This window comes from Streptomyces sp. 351MFTsu5.1, assembly GCF_000383655.1.
Lineage (GTDB): Bacteria > Actinomycetota > Actinomycetes > Streptomycetales > Streptomycetaceae > Streptomyces > Streptomyces griseorubiginosus.
In genome coordinates this window covers 251,127-272,613 of record NZ_KB911785.1, presented here as the reverse complement: position 1 = coordinate 272,613, position 21,487 = coordinate 251,127, and the positions used below count along the sequence as shown (strand labels likewise).

At 72.7% G+C, this 21,487-nt stretch carries 17 protein-coding genes; 8 read left to right on the top strand and 9 right to left on the bottom strand.

Annotation, left to right across the window (positions count from 1 at the left end; all coding sequences use genetic code 11):
• Positions 1-11: 11 nt before the first annotated feature.
• Positions 12-737 carry an MIP/aquaporin family protein gene (locus H295_RS0125515; RefSeq protein WP_020138185.1) on the top strand — a complete coding sequence of 242 codons (726 nt, stop codon included), beginning with the start codon at positions 12-14 and terminating at the stop codon, positions 735-737.
• 69 nt (positions 738-806) lie between these two features.
• On the top strand, positions 807-2,318 hold the full coding sequence (glpK, locus tag H295_RS0125510; RefSeq protein ID WP_020138184.1) for a glycerol kinase GlpK: 1,512 nt from the start codon (positions 807-809) through the stop codon (positions 2,316-2,318).
• Positions 2,319-2,396: 78 nt separating this feature from the next.
• Here glpK and H295_RS0125505 read toward each other — a convergent pair whose 3' ends face one another.
• From H295_RS0125505 to H295_RS0125490, 4 genes are read right to left on the bottom strand one after another with little or no spacing between them, the layout of a single operon-like run.
• A complete protein-coding gene (locus tag H295_RS0125505) occupies positions 2,397-3,002 on the bottom strand; it encodes a GTP-binding protein (protein ID WP_020138183.1) in 606 nt (201 codons plus the stop codon).
• Between the two features lie 60 nt (positions 3,003-3,062).
• Positions 3,063-3,458 (bottom strand): DUF742 domain-containing protein, encoded by a 396-nt coding sequence (locus H295_RS0125500; protein WP_020138182.1) that lies wholly within the window; start codon positions 3,456-3,458, stop codon positions 3,063-3,065.
• Between the two features lie 9 nt (positions 3,459-3,467).
• On the bottom strand, positions 3,468-3,890 hold the full coding sequence (locus tag H295_RS0125495) for a roadblock/LC7 domain-containing protein (protein WP_020138181.1): 423 nt from the start codon (positions 3,888-3,890) through the stop codon (positions 3,468-3,470).
• Entirely contained in the window at positions 3,887-6,862 is a 2,976-nt protein-coding gene (locus H295_RS0125490) for a nitrate- and nitrite sensing domain-containing protein (RefSeq protein WP_028809741.1), read from the bottom strand. The genes H295_RS0125495 and H295_RS0125490 overlap by 4 nt, the downstream gene beginning before the upstream one ends.
• Positions 6,863-7,244: 382 nt before the next feature.
• Between H295_RS0125490 and H295_RS0125485 the strand changes: the two genes are divergently transcribed.
• Complete coding sequence (locus H295_RS0125485; protein ID WP_234021673.1) at positions 7,245-7,832, top strand: hypothetical protein; 588 nt, start codon at positions 7,245-7,247, stop codon at positions 7,830-7,832.
• Positions 7,833-7,924: 92 nt separating this feature from the next.
• Here H295_RS0125485 and H295_RS0125480 read toward each other — a convergent pair whose 3' ends face one another.
• From H295_RS0125480 to H295_RS0125465, 4 genes are all read right to left on the bottom strand, one after another.
• The gene (locus tag H295_RS0125480; RefSeq protein WP_020138178.1) at positions 7,925-12,589 is read right to left on the bottom strand and encodes a hypothetical protein; all 4,665 of its coding nucleotides are present in this window, start codon (positions 12,587-12,589) and stop codon (positions 7,925-7,927) included.
• 37 nt (positions 12,590-12,626) lie between these two features.
• Complete coding sequence (locus H295_RS0125475) at positions 12,627-13,505, bottom strand: hypothetical protein (protein WP_020138177.1); 879 nt, start codon at positions 13,503-13,505, stop codon at positions 12,627-12,629.
• A 93-nt stretch (positions 13,506-13,598) separates the two neighbouring features.
• Complete coding sequence (locus H295_RS0125470) at positions 13,599-15,128, bottom strand: hypothetical protein (protein ID WP_020138176.1); 1,530 nt, start codon at positions 15,126-15,128, stop codon at positions 13,599-13,601.
• A 132-nt stretch (positions 15,129-15,260) separates the two neighbouring features.
• Positions 15,261-15,953, bottom strand: a complete 693-nt coding sequence (locus H295_RS0125465) for a GntR family transcriptional regulator (protein WP_020138175.1) — start codon at positions 15,951-15,953, stop codon at positions 15,261-15,263.
• 131 nt (positions 15,954-16,084) lie between these two features.
• Between H295_RS0125465 and H295_RS0125460 the strand changes: the two genes are divergently transcribed.
• From H295_RS0125460 to H295_RS0125440, 5 genes are read left to right on the top strand one after another with little or no spacing between them, the layout of a single operon-like run.
• The gene (locus H295_RS0125460) at positions 16,085-17,368 is read left to right on the top strand and encodes an MFS transporter (protein WP_020138174.1); all 1,284 of its coding nucleotides are present in this window, start codon (positions 16,085-16,087) and stop codon (positions 17,366-17,368) included.
• A gap of 14 nt (positions 17,369-17,382) precedes the next feature.
• Positions 17,383-18,213 (top strand): putative hydro-lyase, encoded by an 831-nt coding sequence (locus tag H295_RS0125455; protein WP_028809739.1) that lies wholly within the window; start codon positions 17,383-17,385, stop codon positions 18,211-18,213.
• Between the two features lie 39 nt (positions 18,214-18,252).
• Positions 18,253-19,011 (top strand): LamB/YcsF family protein, encoded by a 759-nt coding sequence (locus H295_RS0125450; protein ID WP_020138172.1) that lies wholly within the window; start codon positions 18,253-18,255, stop codon positions 19,009-19,011.
• Positions 19,008-19,619, top strand: coding sequence for a 5-oxoprolinase subunit B family protein (locus tag H295_RS0125445; RefSeq protein WP_020138171.1), 612 nt, complete (start codon positions 19,008-19,010; stop codon positions 19,617-19,619). The genes H295_RS0125450 and H295_RS0125445 overlap by 4 nt, the downstream gene beginning before the upstream one ends.
• A gap of 58 nt (positions 19,620-19,677) precedes the next feature.
• Positions 19,678-20,547 (top strand): biotin-dependent carboxyltransferase family protein, encoded by an 870-nt coding sequence (locus tag H295_RS0125440; RefSeq protein WP_020138170.1) that lies wholly within the window; start codon positions 19,678-19,680, stop codon positions 20,545-20,547.
• A gap of 42 nt (positions 20,548-20,589) precedes the next feature.
• Here the strand turns inward: H295_RS0125440 and H295_RS0125435 are convergent, their stop codons facing one another.
• A complete protein-coding gene (locus tag H295_RS0125435) occupies positions 20,590-21,456 on the bottom strand; it encodes an SGNH/GDSL hydrolase family protein (protein WP_028809738.1) in 867 nt (288 codons plus the stop codon).
• Positions 21,457-21,487: the final 31 nt, after the last annotated feature.

The window sequence follows — 21,487 nt, the reverse complement described above, 5'->3', positions numbered from 1 at the left end:
TAGGAGCCGCCATGAGCAACGGAGACGTATTCCTCGGTGAGGTCATCGGTACGGCGATTCTGATCCTCTTCGGCGCCGGCGTGGTCGCCGCCGTCGTCCTCAACTACTCCAAGGCGAAGGACGCCGGCTGGGTCGTCATCGCGTTCGGCTGGGGCTTCGGCGTGCTGGCCGGGGCGTACACCGCCGCTCCGCTGTCCGGCGGGCACCTCAACCCCGCGGTGACCATCGGGATCGCCGTCGACACCGGGGACTGGGACCAGGTGCCGGTGTACATCGCCGGGCAGATGGTGGGTGCCATGCTCGGGGCGGTCCTGTGCTGGCTGGTCTACTACGCGCAGTTCCAGGCCAACGCCGACGAGGAGATCGCCCAGCCCACGCTCGGGATCTTCTCCACCGGTCCCGCGATCCGCAATCCCGTGGCGAACCTCGTCACCGAGATCATCGCGACCGTCGGTCTGGTGCTGCCGGTCCTGGCCTTCGGGCTCACCAAGGGGCTCGGCGAGTCCGGTACCGCGGTCCTGGTCGTCTCGTTCCTGGTGGTCGGCATCGGTCTGTCGCTCGGCGGGCCGACCGGATACGCCATCAACCCGGCCCGTGACCTCGGCCCGCGGATCGTCCACACCCTGCTGCCGATTCCCAACAAAGGCACCTCGGACTGGGGTTACGCGTGGATCCCGGTGGTGGGACCGCTGATCGGCGGCGCGCTGTCCGGACTCATCTTCAAAGCGGCCTTCTGAGAGCACGGCTCCCGACACACAGCCCCGTGACAACGCACTCCTGAGCAGGAAACCGACGAAGGGGACGTCATGACGGACAAGTTCGTCGCCGCCATCGACCAGGGCACCACCTCCAGCCGCTGCATCATCTTCAACCAGGACGGCGCGATCGTGGCCGTCGACCAGCGTGAGCACCGCCAGATCTTCCCCAAGCCCGGCTGGGTGGAGCACGACGCCACCGAGATCTGGTCCAAGGTGCAGGCCGTGGTCGCCGGGGCCATCGCCAAGGCCGGACTCCGCGCCGACCAGCTCAGCGCGCTCGGCATCACCAACCAGCGCGAGACGACGGTCCTCTGGGACCGCGCCACCGGCAAACCCGTGCACAACGCGATCGTCTGGCAGGACACCCGCACCGCGGCCCTCACCCACCAACTGGGCGGCTCGGACGGTCAGGACCGGTTCCGCGAGCAGACCGGACTGCCGCTGGCCACCTACTTCTCCGGCCCGAAGGCGGCCTGGCTGCTCGACAACGTGCCGGGGCTGCGCGCGCGGGCCGAGAACGGCGAGATCGCCTTCGGCACCATCGACTCCTGGCTGATCTGGAACCTCACCGGCGGCACGGACGGCGGCCGGCACGTCACCGATGTGACCAACGCCGGGCGGACCATGCTGATGAACCTGGAGACCCTCCAGTGGGACCAGTCGATCCTGTCCGCGATGAACGTGCCGGAGGCCGTGCTCCCCGAGATCAGGTCCTCCGCCGAGGTCTACGGCACCGCGGTCGGCCAACTCGCGGGCGTGCCCGTGGCGTCCGCGCTGGGCGACCAGCAGGCCGCCGTGTTCGGACAGGCCTGCTACGACGTGGGCACGGCGAAGAACACCTACGGCACGGGCTCCTTCCTGCTGCTCAACACGGGCGACCGGCCGGTGCCGTCGAAGAACGGGCTGCTGACGACGATGGGCTACAAGATCGGCGACGAGGCGCCGGTGTACTGCCTGGAGGGGTCGATCGCCATCACCGGCGCCCTGGTCCAGTGGTTCCGCGACCAGCTCGGCATCATCCGTACCGCCGACGAGATCGAGCCGCTCGCCGCGAGTGTCGACGACAACGGCGGGGCGTACATCGTGCCCGCCTTCTCGGGGCTGTTCGCGCCCTACTGGCGCTCGGACGCACGCGGAGTCGTCACGGGCCTGACGCGGTACGTCACCAAGGCACACCTCGCCCGCGCGGTGCTGGAGGCGACGAGCTGGCAGACCCGCGAGGTCGTGGACGCCATGTACCAGGACTCCGGGGTGCAGATCACCACCCTGAAGGTCGACGGCGGCATGACCAAGAACAACCTGCTCATGCAGCACCAGGCCGATGTGCTGGACGTGCCGGTGGTCCGGCCGAAGGTCTCCGAGACCACGTGCCTGGGCGCCGCGTACGCGGCCGGACTCGCCACCGGAGTGTGGAACGACCTCGACGAACTGAAATCCCACTGGCAGAAGGACGTCGAGTGGACGCCGGACATGGAGCCGTCCGTGAGGGACCGCCAGTACCACAACTGGCGCAAGGCCGTGGAGAAGAGCTTCGGCTGGGAGGAGGACGGCGACAGCTAGCCACGCGCGCGTAGTGCGGTGAAGCCGCGGCCCGTACCCCTGTCGGCGGGGGTACGGGTCGCATCCCCGCCGGTGCCCTCAGGTGGTGACGCTCCGGCGCTGACGTGCCGAGTACGCCATCGCGTGCTGGACGACGCCCACGAGGACGTCCTTGACCGACTGCCTGTCGCGGGCGTCGCACAGCACGATCGGTACCTCCTCGTCCAGGTCGAGAGCCTGGCGTACGTCCTCCTCCGGGTAACGGGCCGCTCCCTCGAAGCAGTTGACGCCGACCAGGAAGGGGATGGAGCGCCGCTCGAAGTAGTCGACGGCGGCGAAGCAGTCCTCCAGGCGGCGGGTGTCGGCGAGCACGACGGCTCCGAGGGCGCCCTCGGAGAGTTCGTCCCACATGAACCAGAACCGCTCCTGTCCGGGCGTGCCGAACAGGTACAGCACCAGGTCCTCGCGCAGGGTGATGCGGCCGAAGTCCATGGCGACGGTGGTGGTGCGCTTGCCCTCCACGCCGCTGGTGTCGTCGACCGGGCGGCCCGCCTCGGTGAGCAGTTCCTCGGTGCGCAGCGGCCTGATCTCGCTGACCGCGCCCACGAGCGTGGTCTTGCCCACGCCGAAGCCGCCGGCCACCAGGATCTTGAGCGTGACGGGCTCGACCGGGGGCTTTCCGCGCTCAGAACGCCCGAAGATCATTGGTCTCTTTCTCCTGCTAGCTGCTTGCTGGGGGACGGCGCCGACGTCAGGCGTGCGCGGTCACAGGGCCCTGAGACCGTTGATCACATCGCGCAGAATGCTTTCGTCCGGGAGCTCGGCGGGCGGCACCGGCCGGTTCACATGGACCCACTCGGAGGCGACGAGGTCACCGATCAGGACCCGTACGACCCCGATGGGCAGGTCGAGTTCGGAGGACAGCTCGGCGACCGACTGGGGGGTGTCCCGGCACAGGTCGACGATGTCCACGTGCTCCGGGGACAGCGACTGGTCCCCTTCGGGATCGTCCGTGTGGGGTTCGGCGACGACGACCGCGATGAGGTCGAGACGGTGCTGGCCGGCACTTGTGGTGCGGCCGCGTGTCATGGCGTACGGACGGACCACCGGTCCGGCCTCGTCGTCGAACCAGTGGCTTCTTCCCTGACCGTCTGTGCTCATGCCATCTCACTACCCGCCCTGAGGCAGATCGGTGCGCGGAGCGGCGCCGAGATGCACACCGACCCGCTTGACCAGGAGCGTCATTTCGTACGCGACGAGGCCCACGTCCGAGTCGGCGTCCGAGAGGACGGCCAGGCAGCTGCCATCGCCGGCGGCCGTCACGAACAGGAAGGCGTCGTCCAGTTCGACCACGGTCTGGCGGACGTTGCCCGCCTCGAAGTGCCGGCCCACGCCCTTGGCCAGGCTGTGGAAGCCCGACGCCACGGCGGCGAGGTGCTCGCTGTCCTCGCGGGTCAGGTCCTGGGACACGCCGGTGGGGAGGCCGTCGCTGGAGAGCACCAGGGCCTTGCTGATGCTTGCGACACGGTCCACCAGGTCGTCGAGGAGCCAGTTCAGCTCGCCGGACTTGTCGGTCGCCTTCGGTGCGGTCATCGACCGTCCCCCTTAGTCGTTCGTTGTGGTGCTGTGCCGCCTGACGTGTCGTCGCCCGCGGCGTTCTCCTCGCGGCCGCGCTGCCAGCCGCGCTGGAGCGAGGCCATACGGCTGCGTACCTCGTCGGCGTCCCGGTCGGCGGGCTCCGCCTGCTTCCGTGGCCGCCGGTCGGGGGCCTGCTTCAGCTGCGGGGCCAGGTTGGCCTGCCTGACGCGGCGGGGCAGCGGGGTGGAGCCGGGACCGGAGTCCTGCGGCTCGCTCCCGGGGGTGCCGGGGACCGACCTGACGGGGCCGAGCACGGGCGCCCCGGGCCTGCCGCCCGTGGGGACGGCGGAACCGGTGACTCCGGGAGCCCCCGTGGTTCCGGAACCGCCGGCCGCGCCCGTCGCTCCGGTACCTCCGAGCGCCCCCTCGTCCGCCCCGGCCCCGCTCGACGCGATCTCGGCGCGCCGGGTGCGTCGGGGCAGTGCGGGGGATCCTGACGGGCCGCCGAGGTCGCGGCCCCGCGCCGCCGAGGTGGTCGGCGCCTGAGTCAGCTCGTCGAGACGGTCGGCCACGCCCGTGCCCCGGCGCAGCGCCGCGGCACGGCGGCGGCTGGGCAGTGTCGGAGGCTCCGAGCGCGAGGCATCCGCGGTGGCCGGGGGCGCCGTATGGGGACGCGGGTCGTCGGGGCCGATCGGGGCTGCCTCGTCCCTCTCCTCGCGGCCCGGCCGCTGGTCGGTGACCGGGCGGCCGTGGGAGCTGACCAGCTTGGGGGTACGGCGGCGGGGCGGCGACAGCGGGTCGTCCGAACCGTCGCCGATACCGGACCCGTCGGTGTCCGGACCGTCGTCGTCCACCTGGGCCAGGGAGCGGCGCGGCCGGAACAGGCCGCCGCGCTCGTCCTCGGGGTCGAGCACCCCCGGGAAGTCGGTCAGGGCGTCCAGGTCGACGGGAGCCTCCAGTTCGACCGGGCCGTCCAGGATCGCGGGCGGCATGGCCGGTCCCCGGGTGAGCGAGACCCGCTGGGCCGCCTCCAGTTCGGCCTCCTTCGACGGCCGGGGGCGGTCGAGGCGGAAGCCGATGCCGTTGGTGTCCGGGACGTCGTCGGTCAGCAGCGCGTCGGGGATGAAGACCACGGCCGTCGTGCCGCCGTACGGCGAGGGCTGGAGCGAGACCCGGACGTTCTGCCGCTGTGCGAGCCGGCTGACCACGAACAGGCCGAGGCGGTCGGTGTCGGACAGCTCGAACTCCGGTGTCTCCGCGAGCCGGAGGTTGGCGTCCAGCAGCGCGTCGGCGGCCATGCCGAGTCCGCGGTCGTGGATCTCCAGGGTGAAGCCGTTGGCGACCCGCTCGCCCAGGACCTGGACGGCGGTGTGCGGCGGGGAGAACACCGTGGCGTTCTCCAGGAGTTCGGCCACCAGGTGGGTGAGGTCGGCGACGGCCGGTCCGGTCACGGCGACCCTGGGCAGCCGTCGGACCTCGATGCGCTCGTAGTCCTCGACCTCGGCGACGGCGGCGCGTACGACGTCCATCAGCTGGACGGGTTTGCGCCACTGCCGGGAGGGGGCGGCACCGGAGAGGATCACGAGACCCTCGGCGTGCCGGCGCATACGGGTCGTCAGGTGGTCGAGGCGGAACAGGTCGGCGAGTTCGTCGGTGTCCTCGGTGCGGCGCTCCATGGTGTCGAGCAGGGTGAGCTGCTTGTGGAGCAGGACCTGGCTGCGGCGGGCGAGGTTGACGAACACCTCGGAGACACCGGCGCGCAACTCGGCCTGTTTCACGGCGGCTTCGACGGCGGCGCGCTGGAGGGTGTTGAGGGCCTGGCCGACCTCGCCCATCTCGTTCTTGTCGTACTCGAGGCGCGGGACCTCGGTCTCGACGTCGACCTGCTCGCCGACGGACAGGCGGCGCATCACGCTGGGCAGGCGTACGCCGGACGCCTCGTGGGCCTCCAGGCGCAGTTGCCGCAGGTCGCGGATGAGGGCGCGGCCCACCCGCACGGAGAGGATCAGCGAGGCGAGCAGGGCGACCAGGCCGAGGACTCCGACCGCGGCGGCCTTGATGATGACGCCCATCGCCTCCGGCTGGACGCGGTCCTGGAGGCGGTCGCTCGCCTGGTCGTCGAGCTTGGCGAGTTCGTCGAGAGCGGTGCCGGCGGCGGCGTCCCAGCTCTTGGCGCTCACCTTGCTGAAGGTGCCGGGGTCGGCGCCGGCGACGGACTGCTCGGCGGAGCGCAGGGGCGCCGTGCCGGCGTTCTTCCAGAACCGCTCGTACCGCTCGCGCTCCGACGACGGCAGCACGCCGAGGCTCACGTCGTACATCAGGGTGCGCTGGGCGACGAGGTCGGAGACGTCACGGATCTCGTTGTGGCTGAGCTTGCCCACCACCAGGGAGGAACCGAGCAGGGCGTCCTCGCGGGAGAGCAGTTCGCGGGCACGGGTGATGTTGACCAGAGCCCGTGCCTGCTTGTCGAGTTCGACGCTGTCGACGCCGTCGAGGGTGGCGAGGAGGGCGTAGGCCGGGTCGACGAGGCGGTTGTACTGGTCGAGCGCCGTGAGGCGGGAGACGGTGCGGTCCTCGACGCTGCGGCGCAGCGAGTCGATGCCGTCGAAGGCGTCCTGGACGGCGGTGAGGCGTTCCTCGTCGTCTTGGTCCAGGCCGTCGCGGACGTCGGGGTCGTGCGCGTTCTTCCGGAACTTGGCGATGGCCTCGTCCGAGGCGGTCCGCGTGTTGCGCAGCGCGGACAGGGCGTCCGAGGCGCGCGGATCGGCCAGGTAGACGAGCGACTGGCGGCGTTCCTGCTGGAGCACGCGCACGGTGTCCTCGACGGGATAGGCGAGCTTCTCCGTGACGGTCGACACCTGGAAGAGCTGGGCGACCTCACGTCCCGTCAGCACCGTGGCGAAGCCCCACACCGCGATCAGGGACACCAGCGGCACGAGAAGCAGCGCCACGATCTTCCGGCGGATCGACTTCCCGCGAAAGCGCATGGCCTCCCCCAGCTCGACCCCCATCCGCCGGGGGTACACATGTACGTCAACAAACGGCGCGAGCCTACTACCGACGCATGCGTAACTCGAAGCTGCGTCCGGAACCTGAACTTCCGCTCCACGGTTCGGACATGGCGAGTTGTCCGGCCATTGCGGGAGATTGCCTCCCGTCACCAGGCAGTCCGCGTCAGACCGGAACCGACCACCCCGGCCTCATGGTTGGCTTGATTTTTTCGTTTCTTTGACGTTGTGCGGGAATCTTGAAGGAGTCTTGTTCGTCCTTCTCTTAGGGAAATGGCGGTGGATTCGGCCACAGGAGCCGCATCTGCAACTGGGCGGCGTAAAGCAGCGCAAGCCGGGCAGCCAATCTGAAGCCCGGTCCATGGACACCGGGACGAGGGGACTGCCGGCGGTGGGGAGTGACACGGTGATGGGCACGGCGGAACGGCAGGAGGCGCCGCAAAGCGGCGTGGACACGGCTCGTTCGAGGCCACCGGAGCGCTCCGGGGCGCCGGTTCACGACAAGCAGGCGAGGGCGGGCGCACGAAGCGCACGTGACGCGGTCCGGGAGGAGCCGTACCGGCCATTGTGGGTCGAGGAGCCTGCGCGCAGGCGTCGGCTGCCCGATCCGGTGCGGACCTCGGCGGTGCGGGCGGGGCTCATCATCGCCGTGACCCTGCTCCAGGCGATGGTGGCCTTCCTGTGCACCATGGCCGGTTCATGGCTGGCGTTGCCGATGGTGATCAGCAGCGTGGCCAGCACGGTGGTGGCCACCTGGGGCGCGCTGGACGTGTGGGTGACCCGCCAGGTGTGGAACCAGCGCAACGGCGTGGTGTCGACCCCCAGCAGCACGGCCCGCGCGCTGCGGCGCGAGCGGCGCAAGGCCCGTCGGCAGGCCCGGCTCGCCGAGCGGGCACAGGCGCGTACACGGCGGCAGGGCGGCAGCAAAGCGCGGCTGTCCCACTCCTGAGCTACTGAGCTACTGAGCTACTGAGCGTGGTACCGAGTCACCGGCGGCCGCGTGTGCTTCCTCGTGAAGTCACGGCGGCCGCCGGTGCTTTCTTACGAGGTCGTGGGCGCCGGGCGCTTGAACATCCGGGTGGCCGTGATCTCGCTGTGCACCGCCTCGCCCGCCTGGGGTTGCTGCGGCAGCCCCGGGCGGAGGTGTTCCTCCACGCTGATGTACTTCAGCCCGGCCCTGAGGTCGGCGTCGTTCCGCAGCCGGATCACCAGCGGGAACTCGGCCAGCGCGGTGGTGTCGAACAGGCCCGTGGTGTAGAGGAGCTGGACACCGAGCGCGTCGGAGACGGCCCGCTGGAGCTCCAGCAGATACGTGGCGTTGGCGCGGCCGATCGGGTTGTCCAGGAACAGTGTGCCGGCGTGCCGGTGCTTGTCCCGGCCCCGGTCGTTGGAGCGCAGGGCCGCCATCGTGCAGTAGAGCGCGATGGCCGCGGTGAGCAGCTGGCCTCCGGAGAACACGTCTCCCATCTGCCCGACGGGCACCCGCTCGGCACGCAGCACGGCGTCCGGCTTGAGGATCTCGACGGCCACTCCCCTGGGCTGGAGCGCGGCCGCGACTCCTCGCAGCAGCAGGGACATGCCGTCGCGTCGCAGGTCGGAGTTCTTCTTCACGGCGGCACGGGTCGCCTCGTCGATGACCTCACCGAGCCGCTCGGTCAGCGTGGCCTGGTCGGGCTCCTCGAAACGGATCCGCAGGAACTCCTGCCCGGACCACTCGCCGAGCCCCTCAGGCAGCCGGGACAGCCGCTGGGCGGACCTGAGCGTGGCGAGGGCGGACTCGACGAGCCCGCGCAGCCGGTCCACGATCGAGTCGCGGTTGCGCTCCAGCTGCGCCAACTCGTCGGTCAGCACCCGGAGTCGGGGCGCGAAGGCGTCCGCCCACTTCTGGGCGTGCTCGGGCAGAGCGGAGGCGGGCAGCTCACGGATCTGCTGGCGCGCGGGGGTGCGGACCTGCTCGTAGCGCGTGGAGTTGGCGTGCCGGACGAGCACATCGCTCGCCTCCCGGACGGCGGACTCGGCGGCGGACAGGTCCGCGGCACAGCCGCGCAGCGACCGGCGGGCCTCCGCCGCGGCCTGCCGGGCCTCCTCGGGGCTGCCCGGGTAGGGCTCCGGCTCCTCCTGCTCGTCCTCCACGGCGTGCTCACGGAGCAGATCGCGGAGCATCGCGGCGATCTCGTCGAAGCCGCTCGCCGCGTCCTCGGCGGCCCGGTGGGCGCCGAGCAGTTCCGCGTGCGCCTCCCTGGCCTGCGCCAACGCCTCGGTGCGGGAGGCGAGTTCGGAGGTGGCCGTCCGCAACAGCGCCTGCGCGTGCTCGGCGTCGCGCGGCTCCAGCTCCTCAGGCAGCTCGGTGTGCGCCTCGCCGTCCTCGGGCGCGTGCCGCTCGGCCTCCCCGCGCAGCCGGCCGAGCTGCTCGCTGGCGGTCGACATCCGGGTCTCGAGGAGCTGCACCAGCTCCTCCGCACGGGCCGCGGCGGCCTGGCGGGAGGGTCCGTCGGAGCCGTCGGTCGACTGGAGCAGCTGCTCCGCGCGCGTGCGGACCTTGTTGCTCAGCCGGTCCCATTCGGCCAGGGCACTGCTCTCGTCGCTCTCCGCGCGGGCCTGCTCGGCCCGCAGATCGGCACCCACGCCGACCTTCTCGTACACCTGGGAGGCGGCCCGGTAGGCCTCGCGCAGGGCGGGCAGGGACGCCTTCGGCGTGGCGGCCTCGTCCTCCGGTACGTCGTCGGGGGCGCCGGCGATCTCGGCGCGCTCGGCGCGCAGTGCGCGGGCGGTGCGGCGGGCGTCGTCGGCGGCCCGCTGGGCTCCGCGCCGGTCCTCGTCGGCGGCGCGGGCGCGCTCCAGACAAGTCTGGGCGCGGGCCTCCGACTCGGTGGCCTCGTCGGCCAGTTCCCGCAGCCTGACCTGCCAGCCGGCCCGCTCGCGCAGCCGGTAGGCGAGGCCGGCGAGGGCGTCGGCGGCCCGCCGGGCCTTCTGGGCGGCCTCCTGCCGCTCGTCGCGGGTCTGCGCGGCCTCCGCCGCAGCTTCGTCGGCCTCGGCCCGTACGGTGCGCGCCTCGGCCAGCTCGGCTTCCGCCTCCTCGGCGAAGGCGCGGGTGTCCTCGGCCGCGCGGGCCAGCTCGACGAGCCGGCCGGCCGGGCAGCCGGTGCGCCAGGAGGCGAGCCGGGCGGCCAGTTCACGGTCCTTGCCGAGCCGGGCGGCGAGCGACCGGATCTCCTCGTCCCGCTCACCGGCTCGTGCGCGCAGCGCCTGGCGCTCCTCGTCGGCGGCGTGCTCGTCGTGCATGGCCGGGTTCGGCGGCACGAGGAAGACGTCGCCGCTCTGGGAGTCGGGCGCCGGAGTCGGCGCCAGGAGTGCGGCGGCGGTGCCGACCGCGACGGCCGAACGCGGCAGGAGGGCCGCGTCGTTCAGCGCCTCGCGGGCACGCGCGTGTGTACCGGGGTCGGTGATGATCACGCCGTCGACCAGTTCCGGCCTCGCGGCGAGCACGCGGGCGTGGTCGGCGGGGTCGACGGCCTGGGCGAGATAGCGCCACCCGGGCAGGGCGGGGATGCCGTTCTCTCCGAGGAACTCGACCGTGGCCAGCACGTCGGGGCCCGGCGGCAGCAGCCCGCCGTCACCGAGCGCGCCGAGGATCCGGGAGTCGTCGGCCGCGGCGGTGCGCAGCTCGAAGAGCTGACGTTCGGCGGAGGACACCGCGTCGTCGAGCAGTTCCCGCAGCTCGTCGGCGAAGCGGTCGAGCTCCTCGGGGGTCAGACCGCCGGTGGAGTCGGGGTGCGGACCGGCACTGGCACTCTCCGCGGGGCCCTTCCGGCCGTCGGCCCCGGTGCGCGGCCCCGGCACCGGCCCGGGGGCTCCGGGGGCCCCGGTCAGGCTCAGCAGCTCCGCGAGCCGCTCCTCCCCCGCCAGGCCCTCGGCGAGCCGGCGCTCGGCCTCGTAGGACCGCTCCGCCGCGGCGGCCGCGTCCTCCGCGCGGGCTGCCGTGAGTTCCGCGCGGGACTCCGCGGAGGCCGCCTCGCGCGCGTGCTCGCTCGCCCGGCGGGAGGCCTCGCGGGCGGTGTCCCAGGCGGCCACCGCCGTCTTCTCGGCGTCACTGGCGGCGAGCGCCGCTCGCGCCGGGTCGGCGTCGGGGGCGCTGTCGTCGAGCCAGCCGGCACGGACCGCCTCGGCGGTCTCCTGCTCGACCTCGCTCAGCCGCTCGCGCAGGTGCCCCACCTCACTACGGGCGCGCTGTGCCTCGGTGGCGGCCGCGGTGGAGTCCCGGTAGGCCGTCTCGCCGACCTCCTGGAGGGCGGCGGACCGCTCCTCCTCCTCGTTGGCGAGGGTCTCGGCGCGCTCGGCGGCCGCGTGCAGGGCCCGGACCAGCTCGACGGCGGCCTTGGCGCGGGCTGCGAGGGCGGGGGCCGCGTCCCGCTCGGCCTCCTGGATGGCGGCGGCGACGCGCGCGACCCGGTCGGCGGCGGCGCGGTGCCGCAGTACGGCCTCGGCGGCCTGCCAGGCGGAGTGCAGGGTGCGCGCGTCGGCGAGCTCCCGTTTCTGCGCCGCGGCCGACTTCTCGGCGGCGGCGAGCGCCAGGGAGGCGTGCCGGTAGGCGAGTTCGGCGGCGACCAGCGCGCTGCGCTCACGGCCGCCCTCGGCGTGGGTGACGGCGTACGCGGCGGCGGTGACCCGCTGGGCGAGGTCGGCCGCCCGCACCCGCTCCCGCACGCCCCGCGCGGACAGCCGCCGGGCCAGGGTGCGGGTGCGGCGTTCGGCGCCGGTGTGGATGTCACGCGCGCGTGAGCGTGCCTCGGCGGCCTCGACGATCCGGCCGAGCAGGTCCACCGACCCGGCGGTGAAGTCGCGTTCGGCGATCAGTTCGGCACGGCGTCCCAGCTTGTTGCCGAACCCGCTGACCAGGTCGGCCAGTCCGTCGGTGTCGCGGGTGTCGGTGACCGCGCGCAGCAGCAGGTCGGTGAAGTCGGAGTCCTTCTTCACCGCGAAGAGGCCGGCGGCCTCGCCCTCGTCGGCGTTCATCTCCCGCTGGTAGCGGAAGAGTTCGGGGTCGAGGCCGAGGTCGCCGAGGTGCTCGATCCAGCGGTCGTGGATCTCCTCCCAGTGCACCTCCAGATGCGGATACGCCTTGCCCGCCTCGGTGATGGCGTCCCGGAAGCCCTTCATGGTGCGGCGACGGCCCTGCGCGGCCGACTGGCCCTCGGCGGGCGGCCGTACGCCGGTGGACTCGGCGACCGGAAGGCTGTCCAGCGAGAGCCCGGGGCCCGGCCGGAAGGAGTACCAGGCCTCGGCGAACTTCCGCGGGTCGTTGGAGACCTGACGCCCCCGCCACTCGCTCACCTTGCCGACGACGACGCACTCGCCGGTGAGGGTGTGCTGCCACTCCAGGGCCACGTGCCCGCAGTCGTCGGCCAGCAGGAACTTCCGCAGCACGCCGGAGCTGGCGCCGCCCAGGGTGTTGCGGTGACCGGGCAGCATCACCGAGAAGATCAGTTTGAGCAGGACGGACTTGCCACCGCCGTTCTCCAGGAAGAGCACCCCGGCCGGTGCGGGCCGGCGCGGCGGGCCGACGGGCTCCTCCTCGAAGAACTCCGCCTGGGTGGGCGCGGGGTCGGGCACCTCGGCGCCGACACCGCGCAGGTCCAGCACGGTGTCGGCGTAGCGCGCACCGGCGGGGCCGATGGAGTAGAGGCGGATCCGGGACAGCTCGTACATGGCGGACTCTCGTAGGTCTTCGGCAGGTCGGGGTGGTTCAGGAGTGGAACGGCAGCCCGGCGTCGGCCACCAGCTCCGCGTCGTCGTCCGCGGCCGGCACCAGGGTCGGTGTGCCGTCGGTCACCGGGACGACTCCCAGCTCCAGGAGTTCGGCCATGGCGGCGCTGCCGGCCATGTCCCGCACCTGGAGCTGGTAACGAGCCGTGGTCCGGTAGGTACCGCCGTTGTCGTCCCCGGTGCGCTGGAGGAAGCCGGAGTCGGTGAGGAAGGCCGCGGCCTTGCCCACGATGCCGGTGGTGGACCCGGCGAGCCGGCGGGCGTCCTTGGTCGCCCCGGCGGCGCTGCGTCTGGCCCAGATCCGCCAGGCCGCCTCCAGCCCGGGGGCGTCGGTGGCCGGGTCGGTGTTCTCGCCGGTCTCCTCGGCCCGCTCCTCGAGGCGTCGGCAGGCCTGGCGTACGAAGGCGTCGACTCCGTTGACCGAGACGCGCCCGATGTATCCGTCGTCGGCGAGGTCCTCGGGCCGCGGGAACGCCATGGCGGCGACGGCGAGATGGGCGAGGCCGTGCAGGAACCGGTCGCCGCCGTCGGCCGACGTACGACGCGCGTAGTCCCCCATCCGCACGGCGAACACCGAGTCCTCGGCGGCGGTGACGGCCATGCCCGCGCGCGGGGACACCTCGAGGACGATCAGGCCGAGTCCGGCGGCGACGGCGTCGGCGAGCCGGGCGAACGGCGGGTCCTCCCGGTAGCGCCGCAACAGCTCGGCGTACTCCTGGTCCCGCGCGGGCTGGAGTTTGGGCTGAAGCCCGAAGGCGACGAGCCGAGCGGCGTCGGCGGCGTCGGCCGGGGTGACGGCGGCGGGCACCGACGGGGTCGGGGAGGCCTCCGCGTCGCTCCACTCGACATGCTCACTCACGGCTGGGGCTCCTTGTCGCGCTCTTGCTCACTCATGGTGCTTCCGTCCGGTCCGCTGCTCGGTCACGCCGGTTCCGTCCGGTCCGCTGCTCGGTCATGCCGCTTCCGTCCGGTCCGCCGCCATCCCGACGGCGTCCAGCAGGGCGGTGCCGACGATGAGGTCGGCGCCGCCGAAGTCCGGGTCGTCGAGTTCGGTGCCGTCGTCCACCGCGAAGAGCAGCTTCTCCTCGCCCTGGCGGTAGGCGGTGCCGACCGGGGGGCTGGCCGCGTGGATCGACATCAGGGCCACCAGGTAGGCCAGGTCGAAGCCACCGGTCCGGCGGGCGTCCGCGAGCAGTCCCGACAGGCGCCGCGGCGCGTCGGCCGGCAGGTCCAGCAGCTCCTTCGCGGCCGCCAGCTGCTCCTCGCTGAACCGGCTGTCGTCGGGGGTGGCGATGAGGTCCGGCTCCGGCATCTCCGCGCCCAGGTGCTCCCGCTCCACGGGCGGGGTCAGCAGTATGTCGACGAGGTCGCCCACCCGCACCGACACCGGTGTGCGCATGCCGGTCCCGCGGGCGAAGAAGGCGTCCGTGACCCGCGTGGCCTGTTCCAGCGGCAGGGGCAGCACGGGCGCGACGAGGTGGCCGTAGAGGTCTATCCCCGCCGTGGTCATCGGTGTGGCGAAGGCCTGGCGGTCCTGCTCGGCGCGGAACAGCGGGCCCGCTTCCAGGAGCCGGGACTGGAGCTGGGTGTGACGGCGGATGCAGTCCTTGACGATGTCGACGAGTTCGGCGGCCCGGCGCTTCTGCTCGGGGTCCTCGGACTCGTCCCGTGCCTTGCGGATGTTGGTGAGGATCGCGTTCTCGTGGCGGTACCGGTCGGCGACGTGGTCCAGGGCCTCGGCGATCATGTCGGGCACGGAGTTCAGCCAGTCGACGGCCCGGACATTGCGCCGGGTCGCGTCCAGAGCCCTGCGCAGGGTCTCGGAGTACTGCACGGTCCGGTACCGGGCCTGTTCGGCGGCGAGTTGGGCGTCGGCGAGGCGGCCGCGGCTGATCAGCACCTCCAGCTTGACCTCGGCGGCGATCTGGGCGCTGGTGACATCGGTGTCCAGGGCGCCGACGAGAACGTTGACCGCCTCGTCGGTCGTGCGGAGGTAGACCGAGCCGCCGGGGCCCGGGACCTCCTCGATCAGCTTGAAGTCGTAGTCGCGCCGGACATAGGTGCCGTCGGGGGCGAAAGTGCCGTAGACCGCCCGGAATCCGCGGTCGACGCTGCCGACGTTGATCAGGTTCTCCAGCACCCAGCGGGCCACGCGCTCGTGCTCGGCGACGGGGCGCTGCGGGGCCTGGGCGGCGATGCGCGGGATGAGCCGGGCGACGATCTGGTCATGGTCGGCGCCGGTGTCGAAGTCCATGTTCAAGGTGACCAGGTCGATGCCGGCGAGGGCCACCTCGGCCATGCCGTACACCGAGTACTCACCGGCGAGGTTCGCCTTGCGGGCGTCCAGGTCGTGCAGCGGCGCGGTGCACGCGAGCGCGCGCAGCCGCCGCGCCAGTCCCTCGTCGGCGGCCGGGCCCGGAGCGGGGCGCGGCCCCGCGCTGAACTGGGGCGGAACGCTGTCCGTCGAAGCAGGCGAAGTCACGGTGCACAGACTAGGTGCTGGGTCTGACAACTCCCCAAACGAGGCGGATCGCCTCCGGCGGTCGGGCGGGCGACTACCTGCTGTTGGTCGCCTGCGGGCCGGTGGGGGCTTGTCGCGCAGTTCCCCGCGCCCCTACGGGGCGCTCACCCGCCGCTGGTAGACATCGACCACGCGTCGCAGTGAATCGCGCAGATACACCGCCAGCAGCTTCTCGGCCTCAACCTTGTCGCCCGCCTCCAGCGCCTCCAGGATCTGCTGGTTCCGGGCCAGGTACGGCTCGTGCAGGGACTTCGGGTCGTCCACCACGTGGAACGCCAGGCGGAGTTCGGCGAAGACGCTGCGCATCAGTTCGTCGGTGCGGTCGCTGCCGGCCAGGGCGACCAGTTCGCGGTGGAAGTGGATGTTGGCCGTGCCCAGCGTTTTCCAGTCACCTTCGCGTACCGCCCGCTGCCCCTCGGCGACCGCCTCGGCGAGCGCGTCCAGGGCGTACGGCGGCTCGCCGAGACCACGGACGACGGCGCACTCGACGAGGGCCCGGGTGCGGTAGATGTCGTCGACGTCCTCGACGGTCAGGACCCGCACGAACACGCCCCGGTTCAGTTCGTGGACCAGCAGGCGTTCGTGCGTGAGCAGCCGGAACGCCTCGCGCAGGGTGTTGCGGGAGACCCCGAGCGCGCCTCCGATGCTGTCCTCCGAGAGGCGTGTCCCTGGCGGGAAATAGCCCTCGGCGATGCGGCTCCTCAGGATGTCCGAGACCCGCTCGGCCGTGCTGGTGCGGCCCAGGAGGGCGCGGTCGTCGGCCAGTCCGCTCAGCTGCTCTGCCATGCCCGGAATTCAACCGCAGTGAGGAGAACGAAACAACAGGGGTATTGAAGGATCGTTGAACGATCCTCTACGTTGCTGGAACACCGCACGGCTCAGCTCCGCACCCTCCGTCCCCTCCCTGCGAGGTGCCCATGAGCACAACCCGTCCCCCTCAGGCCCTGCACGAGAGCGCCACGACGAACGAAGACGGCGCCCTGGGCTGGTTCCGGGCGCTCGGTCCGCGTGGCCGGCGCGCTTTCGCCGGCGCGTTCGGCGGCTACGCCCTCGACTCCTACGACTACTTCACGCTCCCGTTGAGCATGGTCGCGCTGGCCGCGTACTTCGGCCTGGACAGCGGCCAGACCGGGCTGTTCACCACCGTCACCCTGCTGGCCTCCGGGATCGGCGGCGCACTGGCGGGCGTACTGGCCGACCGGGCCGGCCGGGTCCGGGCGCTGATGATCACCGTGGTCACCTACGCGATCTTCACCGTTGCCTGCGGTTTCGCCCCGAACTTCGAGTCGCTGCTGGTCTTCCGCGCTCTCCAGGGCCTCGGCTTCGGCGGCGAGTGGGCGGTCGGCGCGATCCTGGTCGCCGAGTACGCGAGCGCCAGGCACCGGGGCCGCACCCTGGGCGCGATCCAGAGCTCGTGGGCCGTGGGCTGGGCCCTGGCCGCGATCGTGTACACGCTGGTCTTCTCGGTCTTCGACGACGGCACGGCCTGGCGCGTGATGTTCTGGACCGGCGCGCTGCCCGCGCTGCTGGTGGTGTGGATGCGCCGCCGCGTCCAGGACGCCCCCGAGGCGGTCGCGGTCCGTGAGAAGAGCGCCGGCAAGGGCTCCTTCGCGGCCATCTTCAAGCCGGACCTGCTGCGTACGACGATCTTCGCGGGGCTGCTGTCCACCGGAGTGCAGGGCGGCTACTACACGCTGGCCACCTGGGTGCCGACGTATCTGAAGAGCGACCGCGGGCTGTCGGTGGTCGGCACCGGCGGCTATCTGACGTTCCTGATCTCCGGGGCCTTCCTCGGCTATCTGACCGGCGGCTACCTCACCGACCGGCTGGGCCGCCGGCGCAACATCTGGCTCTTCGCGCTGCTCTCGGCCGTCTGCATCGTGGCCTACGGCAACCTCCCGAGCGGAGCGGACACCTGGCTCCTGGTGCTCGGGTTCCCCCTCGGGTTCTGCATGTCGGCGATCTTCAGCGGCTTCGGCTCCTATCTGAGCGAGCTGTACCCGACGGCGGTACGCGGCTCGGGCCAGGGCTTCACGTACAACGCCGGCCGCGCGGTCGGCGCGGTCTTCCCGACCACCGTCGGTTTCCTGGCCGACAGCTGGGGTGTGGGCGGGGCGCTGGTCTTCGGCGCCATCGGCTACGGCATCGCCGCACTGGCCCTGCTCGGACTGCCGGAGACACGTGGAAAGGAACTCGCGTGAACCGCACGGAAGACCTGGCACCGGTCCGCCCGGCCGAGGACCGCCCCCTCACCCTGCTCGACGAGCACGCGCACGCGTGGAGCCCGGCACAGGCCCGCACCCGCTTCCGCGCGGGTCTGGCCGGCCCCACCGCCGGTGTCGCGGCCGGCCACACCCAGGTGAACCTGATCTCGGTGCCCGCCGACTGGGCGTACGACATGCTGCTCTTCTGCCAGCGCAACCCCAAGCCGTGCCCCGTCCTCGACGTCACGGACGCGGGAGCGTGGACCACCGTCCTCGCGGACGGCGCGGACCTGCGCACCGATCTGCCGCGCTACCGGGTGTGGCAGGACGGCGAACTGGTGGACGAGCCGACGGACGTGCGCGCCTATTGGCGCGACGACCTCGTTTCATTCCTGATCGGGTGCAGTTTCACCTTCGAGTGGGCACTTTCGGGGGCGGGCGTCCCGATCCGGCACATCGAGCAGGGCCGGAACGTTCCCATGTATGTGACCAGCCGACAGTGCCGTCCCGCGGGGCGGCTGCACGGACCCATGGTGGTGTCGATGCGCCCCGTACCGCCTCAGCACCTGGCCGCCGCCATCCGGGAGAGCAGTCTGCTTCCGGCGGTGCACGGCAGCCCCGTGCACTGCGGTGCCCCTTCCGCGCTCGGCATCGACGACCTCGGCCGTCCCGACTTCGGCGATCCGGTGGCCGCCGAACCGGACGACATCCCGGTGTTCTGGGCCTGCGGTGTGACCCCGCAGGCCGCGGTCATGGCCTCCCGGCCGCCGTTCGCCCTCACCCACGCACCGGGGCAGATGTTCCTGACCGACGCCCGCGACGAGCAGTACCGAGTGGCCTGAAGCGCCGCTCGAGTCCCCGTGAGGAGAACCGAGAGTTCCATGACCTCGATCGATCTGAACGCCGATCTCGGCGAGGGCTTCGGCCGCTGGCGACTGACCGACGACGAGCAGCTGCTCACCGTCGTCACCAGCGCCAACGTGGCCTGCGGGTTCCACGCCGGGGACGCGGTCACCATGCGGCGGGTGTGCGAGCTGGCGGCCGCGCGCGGGGTGCGGGTCGGCGCCCAGGTCTCCTACCGGGACCTGGCGGGCTTCGGGCGGCGCGCGATGGACGTGCCGTCGGCCGAGCTGACGGCCGAGGTGGCCTACCAGATCGGCGCCCTGGAGGTCTTCGCCCGGGCCGCGGGCACGCGCGTGTCCTACGTCAAGCCGCACGGAGCGCTGTACAACCGGGTCGTGCACGACGAGGAGCAGGCAGCGGCGGTCGCCGCGGGCGTGCTCCTCGCCGGCGCCGCACTGCCCGTGCTCGGCCTGCCCGGCTCGCGCCTCCTGGAAGCGGCCCGCGCGGCGGGCCTGACGGGCGTCACGGAGGCCTTCGCGGACCGCGCGTACACCGACGAGGGCACCCTCGTGCCGCGCGGTCAGGAGGGCGCGGTGGTCACCGACCCGGAGGCCGTGGTGGAGCGCTCGCTGCGCCTGGCCCGGGACCGCACGGTCACCGCCCGCTCGGGGACCCGCGTGGACGTCGACGCCCGCTCCCTGTGCCTGCACGGGGACACACCGGGCGCGGTGGACCTGGCCCACCGGGTCCGGGAGCGGCTGGAGTCCTCGGGGATCCGCGTGGAGGCCTTCGTATGAGGACGCTGCCGGTCGGGGACCACGCCCTGCTCGTCGAGGTGTCCTCGGGCGAGGAGGCCCAGGCCCTGCACGCCGAGCTGGTGCGGCGCCGCGCGGAGGGCTCGCTGTCGGTCCGCGAGATCGTCCCGGCCGCCCGCACGGTCCTTCTCGACGGTCTCGCGGACCCGGCGCGCCTGGCCGCCGAGCTCACCGCCGCCGAGGTCCCGCCCGCTCCCCCACTCGCGCGTGAGGCCGTCGAACTCCGGGTGCGCTACGACGGCCCGGACCTGGCCGACGTGGCGGCCCACTGGGGCGTCCCGCCCCGGGAGGTGGCGCGCATCCACGCCGGGACCGAATTCACCGTGGCCTTCTGCGGGTTCGCCCCCGGCTTCGGCTACCTCACCGGTCTGCCCGCCCGGTACGACGTCCCGCGCCGGGACACCCCCCGCACAGCCGTGCCGGCGGGTTCGGTGGCGCTCGCCGGCCCGTACACGGGCGTGTACCCGCGCTCGTCTCCGGGCGGCTGGCAGCTCATCGGCACCACGGACGCCGTCCTGTGGGACCACGCGCGCGTCCCGGCGGCTCTCCTGTCACCGGGCACCCGGGTCCGCTTCGTGGAGGCGCCATGAGGAACCGGACCCTCAGGACGCCGGTGGCAGACCAGCCCCACCGAGCCGTGGAGGCGCCATGAGCGACCGTGCCCTCTTCGTCGTGCGGGCCGGTGCCCTGACGACCGTCCAGGACCGGGGCCGCCCCGGTCACGCCCACCTCGGCGTGCCCCACTCGGGGGCGCTCGACGGCCCCGCGGCAGCCCTCGCCAACCGTCTGGTCGGCAACCGCCCCGAGGCTGCCGTTCTGGAGACCACGCTCAACGGCTGCGCGCTGCGCCCCCGTTCGACGGTCACCGTGGCCGTCACGGGCGCGCCCTGCCCGGTCGCGGTGGACGGCCGCCCGGCCTCCTGGGCCGCCCCGGTGCATGTACCGGCGGGAGCCCTGCTGACCGTCGGCGCGGCCGTGTCCGGGGTACGAAGCTATGTGGCCGTCTCCGGCGGCGTCATCGTGGAACCGGTCCTCGGCAGCCGCTCCACCGACCTCCTGTCGGGCCTGGGCCCGCCTCCCCTGACGGACGGCGCGATACTGCCCCTGGGCTCCCCGGCACCGCTCCCCACGCGCGTGGACACGGCACCGCAGCCCGCACCGCCCACCGAGCTGCTCCTGCGGGTCGTCCTGGGCCCGCGGAACGACTGGTTCACGCCGGGAGCGGTGCGGGACTTCACGACCCGCGCCTTCCGGGTGTCCTCGGCGAGCAACCGGATCGGCCTGCGCACGGAAGGCCCCGCCCTGGAGCGCAGGCTCAGGGGCGAACTCCCCAGCGAGGGAATGGTCCTGGGCGCGGTCCAGGTACCGCCCGACGGCAGACCGGTGGTCTTCCTGGCCGACCATCCGACCACCGGTGGCTACCCGGTGATCGGAGTGGTCCGCGAACCGGACCTGCCGGCGGCGGCCCAGGCGGTACCGGGAACACCGGTGCGCTTCCTGGCGGTACGACGGCGGTAGGGCTCCGGGCGAAGGCAATACCCGAGGGCCCCCGCCGAGCCCCTAGGCCGCCTCCGGCCGCTGCTCCGCCACGGACAGGGCCGCCAGCGCCATGGAGACCGCGTGGGCCGTCCGCAGGTCCAGCCTGGCGCTGGTGCCCCGCATCCGGTGCCGTGTCTCGTCGGCGGCCAGCGCCAGCAGTTGGGGCAGCAGATCCGTGCACCGCCGGACGACCCACCCCGTACCGGCCGTCGCCAGCCACCACAGACTCCTCGCCCTGGTGGGGACCGGGAACTCCGGCTCGGGCGAGGGAGCGGGGCCGGTGGCCCGACCGCGCTCCGCCAGCAACGCGTGGAACCTCGCCGCGAGCTGCCGGTGCCCCCGCTCCCCGGGATGCAGCCGGTCGGCGCTCCACATGGTCCGCTCGGCGGTCCACTCCCCCTCGGCCGCGTGCAGATGCACCGCCCCGTACCGCTCCGACAGCGCGTGCACCACGGTGTTGACCGACCGCTGCCGCCGGGCCAGCGGACGGGACAGCGCGCCCGGCAGCCCGAGCATCGTCCCCGGATCGGGCAGACAGGCCGTGAGCAGCAGCGCGCCCTGCTTGCTGAAGGCCGCGTACACCCGGTCCAGGCGGTCTGCGACCGCGTGGATGTCGAAGGTGCAGCGCAGGGTGTCGTTGACCCCGACGACCACGGACACGACGTCCGGCCGCAGCGCGAGCGCCGCGGGCAGCTGTTTCTCCAGCACGTCCCGCGTCTGCGCCCCGCTCACCGCGAGGTTGGTGAACTCCACGTCCGCGTCGGACAGCCCGTCGGCGAGCAGGGCGGCCCAGCCGCGCCACCCCTCTCCGACGGGGTCCCCGACACCCTCGGTGAGCGAGTCACCGAGGGCGACGAAGCGCGGGCCTCCCACGACACGGCCTCTCATGCCGTCCACCGCGCTCACGACAGGCCCCCGC